General features: G+C 38.2%; 9 protein-coding genes and 1 tRNA gene. 7 read left to right on the forward strand and 3 right to left on the reverse strand.

Annotated features, from left to right (window positions below; translation table 11 throughout):
- Positions 1-133: 133 nt before the first annotated feature.
- From gyrA to HMPREF9455_RS03410, 6 genes are all read left to right on the forward strand, one after another.
- Entirely contained in the window at positions 134-2,725 is a 2,592-nt protein-coding gene (gene gyrA, locus HMPREF9455_RS03385; protein ID WP_006798196.1) for a DNA gyrase subunit A, read from the forward strand.
- Positions 2,726-2,748: 23 nt separating this feature from the next.
- Positions 2,749-4,035: a tetratricopeptide repeat protein gene (locus HMPREF9455_RS03390; protein ID WP_006798197.1), complete on the forward strand. Its 1,287-nt coding sequence runs from the start codon at positions 2,749-2,751 to the stop codon at positions 4,033-4,035.
- Between the two features lie 227 nt (positions 4,036-4,262).
- A complete protein-coding gene (gene meaB, locus HMPREF9455_RS03395; RefSeq protein ID WP_006798198.1) occupies positions 4,263-5,363 on the forward strand; it encodes a methylmalonyl Co-A mutase-associated GTPase MeaB in 1,101 nt (366 codons plus the stop codon).
- Between the two features lie 130 nt (positions 5,364-5,493).
- The gene (locus HMPREF9455_RS03400; protein ID WP_006798199.1) at positions 5,494-6,456 is read left to right on the forward strand and encodes an ROK family protein; all 963 of its coding nucleotides are present in this window, start codon (positions 5,494-5,496) and stop codon (positions 6,454-6,456) included.
- A 163-nt stretch (positions 6,457-6,619) separates the two neighbouring features.
- Positions 6,620-7,786 (forward strand): AIR synthase related protein, encoded by a 1,167-nt coding sequence (locus HMPREF9455_RS03405; protein ID WP_006798200.1) that lies wholly within the window; start codon positions 6,620-6,622, stop codon positions 7,784-7,786.
- Positions 7,787-8,002: 216 nt separating this feature from the next.
- Positions 8,003-8,224 carry a hypothetical protein gene (locus tag HMPREF9455_RS03410; protein WP_006798201.1) on the forward strand — a complete coding sequence of 74 codons (222 nt, stop codon included), beginning with the start codon at positions 8,003-8,005 and terminating at the stop codon, positions 8,222-8,224.
- A gap of 56 nt (positions 8,225-8,280) precedes the next feature.
- Here HMPREF9455_RS03410 and gcvT read toward each other — a convergent pair whose 3' ends face one another.
- Both gcvT and pepT read right to left on the reverse strand, forming a co-directional pair.
- Positions 8,281-9,375 carry a glycine cleavage system aminomethyltransferase GcvT gene (gene gcvT / locus HMPREF9455_RS03415; RefSeq protein WP_006798202.1) on the reverse strand — a complete coding sequence of 365 codons (1,095 nt, stop codon included), beginning with the start codon at positions 9,373-9,375 and terminating at the stop codon, positions 8,281-8,283.
- Between the two features lie 33 nt (positions 9,376-9,408).
- The gene (gene pepT / locus HMPREF9455_RS03420; RefSeq protein WP_006798203.1) at positions 9,409-10,629 is read right to left on the reverse strand and encodes a peptidase T; all 1,221 of its coding nucleotides are present in this window, start codon (positions 10,627-10,629) and stop codon (positions 9,409-9,411) included.
- A 273-nt stretch (positions 10,630-10,902) separates the two neighbouring features.
- On the opposite strand from pepT, the gene HMPREF9455_RS03425 reads away from it, so the two are divergent.
- Positions 10,903-10,976 (forward strand) — tRNA-Thr (locus HMPREF9455_RS03425).
- Positions 10,977-11,564: 588 nt separating this feature from the next.
- Here HMPREF9455_RS03425 and HMPREF9455_RS03430 read toward each other — a convergent pair.
- Positions 11,565-12,770 (reverse strand): FAD-dependent oxidoreductase, encoded by a 1,206-nt coding sequence (locus tag HMPREF9455_RS03430; protein ID WP_006798204.1) that lies wholly within the window; start codon positions 12,768-12,770, stop codon positions 11,565-11,567.
- Positions 12,771-12,979: the final 209 nt, after the last annotated feature.

The raw sequence follows: 12,979 nt of genomic DNA on the forward strand, positions 1-12,979 counted from the left end.
GCTTTTTTTGGCATATTATATTTTCTTAATACAAAGAAAATTTGTATCTTAGCATGTTTTTTGAACACTAGAAAATACCTCATTTCAGAGGTACTTCACAAATATTTGAGAATAAAAATTTTATCTTAAAATAATGGCAGAAACAGAGGACAGAATTATTAAGATTAACATCGAGGATGAGATGAAATCGGCCTACATTGATTATTCAATGTCGGTAATAGTATCGAGGGCATTACCTGATGTAAGGGACGGATTCAAACCCGTTCACCGCCGTATCCTTTTTGGTATGAGCGAACTTGGTAACGCATCTAACAAACCACACAAAAAATCCGCCAGAATTGTCGGAGAAGTATTAGGTAAATATCACCCGCACGGCGATTCATCAGTTTATTTTGCTATGGTGCGTATGGCTCAGGAATGGAGCATGCGCTACCTGTTGGTAGACGGACAAGGTAATATGGGTAGCGTAGATGGTGATATGCCGGCTGCCATGCGTTATACAGAGGCAAGACTTAGTCGCTTGGCCGAAGAAATGCTAAAAGACATAGATAAGGAGACTGTTGATTTTCAGTTGAATTTCGATGATACGTTGAAAGAACCGACTGTCCTCCCTACACGTATTCCAAATTTGCTTATTAATGGTGCATCGGGTATAGCCGTGGGGATGGCAACCAATATGGCTCCGCATAATATGACCGAAGCTATCAACGCCACTATCGCATATATAGAAAATAAGGACATTGATACCGCAGGATTGATGCAATATATAAAAGCCCCTGATTTTCCATCAGGAGGTTTCATCTATGGATATCAGGGCGTTATAGATGCTTTTGAAACAGGTCGCGGACGAGTGGTTATGCGCGGTCGTGCCGAAATAGAAATGGAAGGTAATCATGAAAAAATAGTGATTACTGAGATTCCGTATCTGGTAAATAAAGCCGAGTTAATTAAGCACATAGCTGATCTGGTAGGAGAAAAACGTCTTGAAGGTATCAGCAATGTCAATGACGAGTCGGACCGCCAGGGTATGCGTATCGTCGTGGATATTAAGCGCGATGCAAATGCGAATGTAGTCCTTAATAAACTATATAAACTGACCGCATTACAATCTTCATTCAGTGTAAATAATATCGCCTTGGTAAAAGGTCGCCCTAAAACATTGAATTTAAAAGAAATGATAGGTTTCTTCGTTGAACACAGAATTGACGTTGTAACCCGCAGAACTATCTTCGAACTTCGTAAGGCAGAAGAACGCGCTCATATATTGGAAGGATTGATTATAGCTTCAGATAATATCGATGAAGTCATAGCCATCATCAGAGCTTCAAAGTCTCCTCAAGAGGCCATAGAACGCTTGATAGAGCGATTCAATCTATCTGAAATACAAGCCCGTGCTATTGTTGAAATGCGTCTGCGCCAGTTGACAGGACTGGAACAGGATAAGCTTCGCAACGAATATGATGAAATACAGAAGTTAATAGCCTATCTGAATGAGATTCTGATTAATGAAGAACTTCGTATGAAAGTTATTACGGATGAATTAATCGAAGTAAGGGATAAATATGGTGATGCACGCCGCACAGAAATTGTATATGCATCAGAAGAACTAAATCCCGAAGATTTCTATTCCAATGATGAAATGATCATTACCATTTCTCACCTTGGCTATATAAAACGTACACCTCTATCTGAATTCAGAGCCCAAAACAGAGGTGGAGTAGGAGCAAAAGGTTCGGAAACTCGTGATACTGACTTCATTGAGCATATCTATCCGGCATCTATGCACAATTATATGCTGTTATTTACACAGAAAGGTAAATGTTACTGGCTGCGTGTATTTGATATACCTGAGGGAACTAAGAATTCGAAAGGACGTGCGATTCAGAATCTGCTGAACATTGATTCTGATGATAAAGTAACAGCATTTGTTCGTGTGAGAGGTTTCAGCGATACCGAATTTATAAACAGTCATTATCTGATTTTCTGTACAAAAGAAGGTGTGATAAAGAAAACAAGCCTGGAAGCTTATTCCCGTCCACGTCAGAATGGAGTGAATGCGATTACTATCCGCGAAGAAGATAAAGTAATTGAAGTACTGATGACTGATGGCGAAAGTGAAATCTTACTTGCTAACCGTAACGGACGCGCCATCCGCTTCAATGAAAAAGACGTGCGCGTAATGGGCCGTACAGCAACGGGAGTACGTGGAATGCGCTTGGATGAAGATGGACAAGATGAAGTTATCGGTATGCTGGCTATGTCGAAAGAAGCTCAGAAAAACGAAACGATTATGGTGGTTTCGGAACAAGGCTACGGTAAACGTACAAATCTGAACGAAAAGGACGAAGAAGGAAACGAAATTCTCGATGAAAACGGCGAAATAGTACCGGTTTATCGTATTACCAGTCGTGGTGGTAAAGGGGTTAAAACTCTTAATATTACAGAGAAAACAGGTAAACTTGTTTCTATAAATAGCGTTACTGACGAAAACGATTTAATGATTATTAACAAGTCTGGTATCACTATTCGTCTAAAAGTTTCAGATATTCGCACTATGGGACGTGCTACTCAGGGAGTAAGACTCATAAATTTGGGTAAAAGAAATGATGAAATCGCATCAATCTGTAAAGTAGAATCTGAATCAGAACCAGATGATATAGAAGAAGTTAACATTCTGGATAATGAAACAGACAATACAAACAATACAGAAATAATTGAGGAATAATTAATTTTAAAATAAATGGTTTTATGAAACGTATATTATTAGTAACATCATTATGCTTACTTGCCAGCTTTTCGTTCGCTCAGAAAAAAGCTGTGAAAGATGCTAAATCAGCAATGAAAAACAATGTTCCGGAGGCAAGAGAACTTATTAAACCAGCTCTGACAGATCCGGAAACAGCGAGTGATCCTGAAACATGGAAAATAGCCGGAGATATTGAATACAAAGCATTCGACGATGAGCGTACTTTGGAAATGCAAAAAGAAATAACAGGAAAAGGTGGCAACGAAGAAGCTATGTATGTTGGGCTATACAATATGTATGATCCATATATCAAAGCAGACGAACTGGGCCAGATACCTAATGAAAAAGGACAGGTAAAAAATAAATTCAGAAAAGATATCGTTAAGAATATGAGAGACGGCCACAGATTCTATATCAATGGCGGTGTTTTCTATAACGATAAAAAAGATTTCAAAAAAGCAGCAGACTTCTTTGAAAGATACTGGGAACTACCAACACTTGCAATGTTTGAAGATACTCAAGCAGATTTCAATCTACAAGACACTACATATCAAACAATTAAATACTATGCAGTAATCAGTTCAATCCAGTCTCAAGACCATCCACGTTCAATAAAGCTGTTGAAAAAACTAACATCAGAACCATACATTCAGAACAGTACATACAAAGAAAGTGATGTTTATGAATTGCTTACAAGTGAGTATCAACAAACTGGTGACAGTGTGGCTTATGTAAATGCTTTATTGGAAGGTGCTCAGAAATTCCCTAAAAATAAATATTTTACACCAAATCTGATTAATGAATATATCAGAGGGGGTAAGACCGCAGAAGCCATCGCATATCTTGATCAGGCAATTGTGAATGATCCTACAAATACATGCGACCTAATGAGCGTGAAGGCATCTCTATATTCAGAACAAAAAGATTATGCTCAGGCAGAACCTGCATATCAGACTGCTCTAAGTGCTGACGCTAATTGTGAAAGAGCATTAGAAGGATTAGGTGTACTATATGTATTGCAGGCTCAGGATATGAAGGAAAAAGCCGGACAATCTACTAACAGAAAAGAACAGGCTGATATGGACAAACAAACAACAGAGTTATACTCTAAAGCATTGCCATACCTGGAAAAATATCGTGATATTCTGAAGAGTAAAAATGCTAACAGTTCAGACTTAAGACCAGCATTAATGAAACTACAGAATGTTTACTATAACCTAAGTCTTTTGAATGTAGATAAATCGAAAGAATTAGATGCAATAGACAAAGAACTTAGCGCATTGAACTAAGTTTATAAATAAATACATAAGAAAGCATCTATAGAGATTTCTATAGATGCTTTTTCTTTTTATTATCTTCTCGTTTTTTGCTATATTTACAAGCTAAATTAAAGATTTAATTAATCAAGGAATAAACTCAGATAAAAGTTATATAATTACTATTATGTTTAATTACATATTTCAAAAATCTCATATAACTTTCCTATCCTGACTTATTCATAGCAATAAGCATATACATGGAACATTTCGAAAATGATGAACAATTTCAGGGATTGCGCGTAAATAAAGGTACAGAAGAACAGCCGACAGTCAATCCCTACTTAGATAGCTTCAAAAAATTCAAACGTAAAACATATACCGTATCCGAATATGTTGAAGGTATACTCAAGGGAAACATAAGCATTCTGGGACAAGCTGTTACACTTATAGAAAGTGCAAAGCCAGAACATCAATCTGTGGCACAGGAAGTTATCGAAAAATGCCTACCATATACAGGCAACTCTGTACGTGTGGGCATTACAGGCGTTCCCGGTGCAGGAAAAAGTACTTCGATAGACGTTTTTGGGATGCATATCCTTAAAGAAAATGAAGCATCAAAGGTTGCAGTATTAGCTATAGACCCATCCAGCGAACTTACCAAAGGAAGTATTTTGGGAGATAAAACCCGCATGGAACGATTATCTGTAGAGAAAAGGGCCTTCATCCGCCCCTCCCCTTCTGCAGGCTCACTTGGTGGTGTTGCACGTAAAACAAGGGAAACAATTATTCTTTGCGAAGCTGCCGGATTTGATCGTATTATAGTTGAGACGGTTGGAGTAGGTCAATCTGAAACGGCTGTACATTCGATGGTCGACTTCTTTCTATTGATTCAATTAGCCGGTACAGGAGATGAATTGCAAGGAATTAAGCGTGGAATAATGGAAATGGCAGATGGAATTGTTATCAATAAAGCGGATGGCAATAATATCGAAAAGGCCCGTTTGGCCCAATCTCATTTTCAGAATGCTTTGCACCTGTTTCCCCTACCCGATTCCGGCTGGCAACCTAAAGTGTTGACATATTCCGGTTATTATGAAATAGGAATTGATGAAGTATGGAATATGATAGATGAATATATCGATTTTGTTAAAAAGAGTGGATATTTTGAACATAGACGCAATTCACAATCCAGATTTTGGATGTATGAAACGATTAACGAACGACTGAAAAGTAATTTTTATAACGATCCGGAGGTGCAGAAAGAGTTGATTTTATGTGAAAACCAAGTGTTAAATTCACATATGAGTTCGTTCGTTGCAGCCAATAAAGTGTTGGATATATACTTAAAACGCTCATAAATAACCTCTTTTTAACTAAAGGGAAGCCTTATTATTCACTTTTAAAGTCCTTATTTTACCACAGAATTAATTATATTTGTACGCATTATCACAAAAATAATTTCATTGTTGAATTAACATAATATAAATCATGGAAAAACCATATGCTATTGGAATCGATATCGGTGGAACTAACTCTGTTTTCGGTATAGTCGACAAGCGCGGCCATATCATAAATCAGGGTTCTATAAAAACAGGTGCTTACAAAGAAATAAACGAATATGTAGACCATTTATCTGCTGGCGTTCAGGAGATAATAGACCAGGTCGGAGGTTCGGGAAATATCAAAGGTATTGGAGTTGGAGCACCGAATGGTAATTTTTTCACCGGTTGTATCGAATTTGCACCAAATCTCCCATGGAAAGGTGTAATTCCATTGGCTCAAATGCTTACTGACAAATTAAATATACCTGTAGCTCTTACGAATGATGCAAATGCTGCCGCAATTGGGGAAATGACCTATGGTGCTGCACGCGGAATGAAAGATTTCATTGTTATTACATTGGGAACCGGTGTAGGTAGCGGTATTGTGGTTAATGGACAATTAGTATATGGACATGATGGATTTGCCGGAGAATTAGGGCATACAACAGCTATTCGTGAAGGTCGTATGTGTGGTTGCGGAAAAAAAGGATGTCTCGAAACCTATAGTTCAGCAACAGGTGTTGCCCGTACAGCCAAAGAATACCTGCAAACAAGAAAGGATCCAAGCGTTTTGCGTGAATTAGCCATAGATGAAATCACATCAAAAGATGTATATGATGCTGCTGTAAAAGGCGATAAACTGGCTAAAGAAATATTCGAATATACAGGTCAGATTTTAGGTGAATCATTTGCAGACTTTGTTGCATTCTCCAGTCCTGAAGCTATTATTTTATTTGGAGGTTTAATAAAGGCCGGCAAACTCATCTTTGATCCTGTACGTAAGCATATGGAAGAAAATATGTTACCTATCTACCGTAATAAAATTAAGTTGCTAATGTCGGAACTTAAAGAAAGCGATGCAGCCGTACTTGGAGCCAGCGCATTAGGCTGGGAAGTAAAAGACTATTAAAAAATTAAGCCAAAACAGTAAATGTATATAAACAGCCTGTAGAATAAAGATATTTGCAGGCTGTTTCCTTTTAGCAATTGGAGTTTCAAAATCAGGTTGATTTTATTAACTTTGCCGGGGAATAAATAGGTCTGAGATTAAAATAAACTTATTAATAACAAACATGAGCGATCAACGATATAACCAGCGAGGAGTTTCCGCATCGAAAGAAGATGTACACAATGCTATAAAGAACATTGACAAAGGAATATTTCCAAAGGCATTTTGCAAAATAATTCCTGATATACTGGGCGGAGATCCCGAATACTGCAATATAATGCATGCCGATGGGGCTGGTACTAAATCATCCCTTGGCTATATATACTGGAAAGAAACCGGTGATATATCTATATGGAAAGGTATAGCTCAGGATGCATTAATAATGAATATCGATGACCTTCTATGCGTGGGAGCAACTGACAATATACTGCTGTCATCTACCATTGGCAGAAATAAGATGCTGATTCCGGGCGAAGTTATATCAGCCATTATAAATGGGACAAATGACTTGTGCGAGGAACTTTCTAGCCTCGGAGTAAATATATACCCTACAGGCGGTGAAACAGCTGATGTGGGCGATTTAGTGCGTACAATCATTGTAGACAGTACTGTTACTTGCCGCATAAAACGGTCTGATGTGATTTCCAATGACAAAATACAGGGAGGAGATGTCATTGTCGGACTTTCATCGTATGGTCAGGCAACTTATGAGAAAGAATATAATGGCGGAATGGGCAGTAACGGCCTAACATCTGCACGCCACGACGTATTTGCCAAATATCTCGCCGCCAAATATCCTGAAAGCTATGATTCCTCCATTCCTCTGGATTTGGTGTACTCCGGAAATATGAAGCTGACCGATGAAATAGAGGGCTTGGATATAGATGCCGGAAAACTGGTACTCTCCCCTACCCGCACCTATGCGCCCGTTATCAAACAGATATTGGAAAAGCTAAGATCTCATGTGCATGGTATGGTACATTGCTCCGGTGGCGCTCAAACCAAAGTTTTACATTTTGTTGATAATGTAAAAATTACAAAGAACAATCTATTTCCTGCCCCCCCATTATTCAAGCTTATTCAGGAGCAATCCGGTACAGATTGGAAAGAAATGTATAAGGTATTTAATATGGGGCACCGTATGGAGATATACTTATCGCCCGAATATGCTCAGGAAGTGATTGAGATATCCAAATCATACGGAATTGATGCACAGATAGTCGGTTTTGTTGAAAAATCAGATAAAACAGAGCTGGTGATAGAAAGTGAATTCGGTCGTTTTATCTATTGATCAAAAGGATAACATTGATGATATATTATCTTCATGCTAGCTGTTAGTTGCACTTCAACTAAACAAAGTAATAGATAGGTCTGTGACCTTAATTTAGAATGATTACCTATAAGGCTTTATATATTTAACTTCTGTTAATAATATTATAACCGAATAGCACTTATATTTGCAGTATTACCAAACTCAGTGTGTAACTAACAATTAAAAAAGAAAGAGATGAAAAAACTTCTAATGTCAGCTATTATGTGTATCGCTTTTGTTGCATCATCAAGTGTTATGGCTCAGGATACTACTCCTAAAAAAGAGTGCTGCAAAGCTAAAACAGAATGTACAAAAGATAAAAAAGAATGTGCAAAAGACAAGAAAGAATGCACTAAGGACAAGGCTGCTGACAAAAAAGCTTGTTGTACCAAAGATAAAAAAGCTGACAAAAAGTAATTTTAAAGAACTAATACGAAAGGGATTCCGATGGAATCCCTTTCGCTGTTTATATACTATAGCTTCCTGAAAGGCGGTTTCACCACTTCTGCTTTCAGATTTTTATCACGCACTTTAATGAAAACCGGTGTACCCAATGCTGCATACTCTGGTTTAATATAGCCTAACCCAACGCCTATTTTTGCAGTAGGAGACATTGTTCCGGATGTTACTATTCCGATTTTTTCATTCTTATCATTTACGATATCGTAGCCATGACGCGGTATCCCCTTTTCCAACATATGAAATCCGCACAACTTACGGCTTACACCATTTGCCTTTTGACCCTCCAATATGGCACGTGCAGTAAAGTTACGGCCTTCGGTAAATTTAGTTATCCAGCCCAGTCCTGCCTCAATAGAAGTAGTTGTATCATCTAGATCGTTTCCATAGAGGCAAAATCCCATTTCGAGACGTAATGTGTCACGTGCGCCGAGTCCGATCGGCTTAATTCCGAATTCTTTTCCTGCCTCAAACAAAGCATTCCATATATCTACACCATATTGCGGGTAAAAGTATATCTCAAAGCCTCCCGCACCGGTATATCCGGTATTGGATATAATCACATTATCCAGCCCGGATCCGGTTAAACTGCCTATAGCAAATGAGTAATAAGGAATTTTGGTCAAATCTATTTTAGTCAGTTTCTGCAATGTAGCTAAGGCTTTAGGTCCTTGTATGGCCAATTGCGCAATTTTATCCGAAGCATTTTCCAAGTCAGCAAATTCATCGTTATGCTCCGTAAACCATTTCCAATCTTTCTCTATATTGGATGCATTCACAACCAGCATGTACTTTTCCGGTTCGTAATGATAAACGATAATATCGTCCACAATCCCTCCCTGATCGTTTATTATGGCAGAATATTGCGCTTTGCCTATTTCGAGGGAAGCCACATCATTACTCATCATCCGTCGCAGGAAAGCTTCGGCGCGTGGACCTTTAACCCATATTTCGCCCATATGCGAAACATCAAATACTCCTACTCCTGTGCATACAGTCATATGCTCATCTATTATACCGGAATATTCAATAGGCATATTATAACCTGCAAATTCATGCATTTTCGCCCCGAGTTCAATGTGGATATCCGTAAAAGGTGTTTTCTTCATATTTGCTTATATATTTTAAGTATTAACATTATTCTATTTACTTGCGATTATCTCTGCCAGTTTTACGATTACCTCCACAGCTTTTTCCATCGATTGCACAGGAACAAATTCGTAGCGTCCATGGAAATTATGCCCTCCGGCAAAAATATTCGGACAAGGCAATCCTTTAAATGATAGCTGCGCGCCGTCTGTACCTCCGCGTATAGGTTTCACAATAGGGGTCACTCCTACTGCTTCCATAGCTTCAAAAGCCATATCCACAATATGTTTTACAGGTTCTACCTTTTCGCGCATATTATAATACTGGTCTTTTATCTCTACTGTAGTACTATTAGGATACAGTTTATTGATGAAGTCCACAGTTTCGAGCATCAAACGCTTACGTCCTTCAAACAAATTCCGGTCATGGTCGCGAATAATATAGCCTACTGTAGCTGAGTCTACTGTCCCCGACACATTAGTAAGGTGGAAGAATCCTTCATATTTGGTAGTGTGTTCCGGCCTTTCGCTGGCAGGAAGCAAGGATATTAGTTTATTGGCAACCACAAGAGCATTTGTCATCTTATCTTTTGCATATCCGGGATGTACACTTCTACCCTGTATATTAATCTTTACACCGGCAGCATTAAAGTTTTCATACTCCAGTTCCCCAATAGGGCCGCCATCCATTGTATAAGCCCATTCGCAACCGAATTTTTCCACATCAAACTTATGTGCACCCAGTCCGATCTCTTCATCCGGATTGAATCCGATACGGATTTTTCCATGCTTTATTTCAGGATGATCCTGAAGATATTTGATTGCTGTAATAATTTCAGCTATACCCGCTTTATCATCTGCCCCCAGCAATGTATTACCATCTGTTACTATCAAATCCTGCCCTTTATAATCGAGCATTTCAGGAAAATCGGCAGGAGAAAGTACTACATTGGTTTCCTTATTCAGTACTATATCAGTTCCATCATAGTTTTTTACAATACGGGGATTTACATCTTTTCCTGTCAGATCAGGGCTGGTATCCAGATGGGCTATAAAACCGATAGAAGGAACCTTTTTGTCCGTATTGGCCGGAAGAGTAGCCATCAGATAGGCATTATCATCCAGTGTAATATCTTCCAAACCCATTTCACGGAGTTCTTTTTCTATTTCGCGAGCCAAAACCATTTGCCCCGGAGTACTTGGGGTTATACCTGTTTCTGTATCCGATTCTGTATCAAATTTTGCATATTTGATGAAACGATCTGTTACTGTCATGTTATTTTGTTTTTTTCTTAATATTTTTTCGTATAAAACGTCAATTTATAAGTCACTGATATCTAACTTCTTTTTCTGGAAAAGACTTCCAATACAAATGTAGTAAAAGGAAATCAAAGGAAAAAATCGAATTCACATTTTGTGAATATGAAAAATTTATCTACTTTTGTCGCGGGTAAGTCCTATACGGTCAGCTCCCGATTAATCCCCCAGGGTTTGATCGCAGCAAGGGCCGTCGGTTGTAGCGACGCGATATAGTCAGCTTACCCACTTGCCTCTTTAGCTCAGTTGGCCAGAGCACGTGATTTGTAATCTCGGGGTCGTTGGTTCGAATCCGACAAGAGGCTCAGAAAAAAGACCGTTTGAAATATTCAGACGGTCTTTTTTATTCGGTGATCTTACAGTTTGTTAAAAAAGGGCAACACTATAACCTACGACCACATATACGTTTATTAACTATGTTTAATTAAAACCTGACACATCTGACAGCTTTTTCATCTTTTTCCTCTTGTCATTTTTGCATCCGTTAACTATAATGTATAGTTAAAAGGTAACAAAGGTAACAGTTTTTTATCCTTTGTGCCCTTTGTGATTTCCTTCGTGTACTTAGTGGTTAAAACTCTTTACCACAAGGGACACAAAGACTTACACAAAGAACACTATTTACAGTAAACAGTTAACAACTTGTTTCTTGTCTACCCGTAACTTGTAACTGCCCGCAGGGCGAAGTAACTTGTAACTGTTAAAAGGTAACAAATGTAACACCTTTTCATTCATTTGCTAATATGCTAATTCTCAAATCTGCTAATCAATCTGTCAAAGAACTATAAGCTAACAGCTAAAGACTGTCGGCTCTTACTATATAGATAAAGTATTTTTCAATTATCAAACTATTATCATTGATCTAAAGATAGCAGAGATATATTCATCGTGAATCAATGCATTGCGCAAAATCTCTCAGATTCGTCTAGCGACCGATGAACACAGTCTTCTAAAGAGAGTCCGTAGAAATAGTTACCAAGCAGATAAATAGTATCTGATTGCTTTGCTCTGCCTACTTGTTCCGCCATATTCAGATGCGGCATACGCAACGAAGGCAATATATGTCTTATCATTTTCCATTCCAGTATATCTTTGCGGGAAATATTCAGCACCCTGCATATAATATCAAACTTTTCATCTTCGCCTTTCTCCCCCTTTTCGAAGTGAAATGTAAAACTTCTCAGCTTTTCATCTTCGACCAGGTCGCGGGATACCGCGGAATGAAAGTCGTCCGAAACAGGTATTATTCCCGCTACATCATGTATTGCCAGCCTGTCCTTCGGCACTATAACATTCAACGATTCGGTCTGAAACAAGGGTATCGACGCGAGTAGTACCGACAAGGGCGTCTCTATATCCTCAATCAGCCGCGATGCAGTCTGGGGATCTGTGGCTATTGCTATACGAGGAGTATTAAATACTTTTCCTTCCATAGTAATTATCCTATACCCGTCACTATTACGCTGAATATCCAACACCTCACATGATTTTTCAATTTCTAGCTTATCTTTTTCTATTATGGAATTCAGGAACGACGACAAACCTTTATTAAAAGTATATTTCCGTGGGAATTCTTTATACCTCTCTTTCCTGTGCTTTAGAAACAATTCGGTTGGATAATCATCCGCACTTTGAGAAATGACGGCTCTGAAAAGCCTTGAGAACAATCTATTATAGTTAGACACCCCCACAACCCTACTGAAATATTCCTTTACGGTTTTATTCTTCTTCGATATAAAGAACATTTTTGGCCCGTTCAGGATAAGGGACGGAAGATACATTTCAGCAAATATCTTTCTTATCTGCCCCCGGGAATATGTTACATAATTCCCTCTACCCAATGGCCTGATCAAATCTGTAGATTCGATATCTCTCAAAATTGACAACAAACGAGTGTAAGAATTGTAACAAGTATGCGCACCAAACTCTCTCCAATAATCAGGGTATTTCTCCGAAAACAGACTTTGCACCTGCCCTCCCGTATTATCATCTTTTTCTATAATCAATACCTTTTTTCCTGCCCTATGCATGTAATGAGCAAAAGATATTCCGCTTATTCCCCCTCCTATCACAATACAATTATACATTGCTTCACTCATATATTTCCTTTTAATATTAGCACAAATAACAAAGATAGTCAGTTAACAGCCATCAGTTAGCAGTTAACAGTAATTCTTTCTAACCGCCTTTTTAATTAACATTAGTTTGCAATATATAGTTAAAAAGTAACAGAAAAACCAATTAATAATTAAGAATGAAAATTCCCTATAGTAATAATTATTACACTTAAAAACAGACTCGCATACTA

The sequence above is a fragment of the Dysgonomonas gadei ATCC BAA-286 genome (assembly GCF_000213555.1).
Taxonomy (GTDB): Bacteria; Bacteroidota; Bacteroidia; order Bacteroidales; family Dysgonomonadaceae; genus Dysgonomonas; species Dysgonomonas gadei.

Bases quoted from the DNA above. Each gene is read 5' to 3' on its own strand.
- gyrA (WP_006798196.1), top strand. From the start codon at position 134: ATGGCAGAAACAGAGGACAGAATTATTAAGATTAACATCGAGGATGAG.
- HMPREF9455_RS03390 (WP_006798197.1), top strand. From the start codon at position 2,749: ATGAAACGTATATTATTAGTAACATCATTATGCTTACTTGCCAGCTTT.
- meaB (WP_006798198.1), top strand. From the start codon at position 4,263: ATGGAACATTTCGAAAATGATGAACAATTTCAGGGATTGCGCGTAAAT.
- HMPREF9455_RS03400 (WP_006798199.1), top strand. From the start codon at position 5,494: ATGGAAAAACCATATGCTATTGGAATCGATATCGGTGGAACTAACTCT.
- HMPREF9455_RS03405 (WP_006798200.1), top strand. From the start codon at position 6,620: ATGAGCGATCAACGATATAACCAGCGAGGAGTTTCCGCATCGAAAGAA.
- HMPREF9455_RS03410 (WP_006798201.1), top strand. From the start codon at position 8,003: ATGAAAAAACTTCTAATGTCAGCTATTATGTGTATCGCTTTTGTTGCA.
- gcvT (WP_006798202.1), bottom strand. From the start codon at position 9,375: ATGAAGAAAACACCTTTTACGGATATCCACATTGAACTCGGGGCGAAA.
- pepT (WP_006798203.1), bottom strand. From the start codon at position 10,629: ATGACAGTAACAGATCGTTTCATCAAATATGCAAAATTTGATACAGAA.
- HMPREF9455_RS03430 (WP_006798204.1), bottom strand. From the start codon at position 12,770: ATGAGTGAAGCAATGTATAATTGTATTGTGATAGGAGGGGGAATAAGC.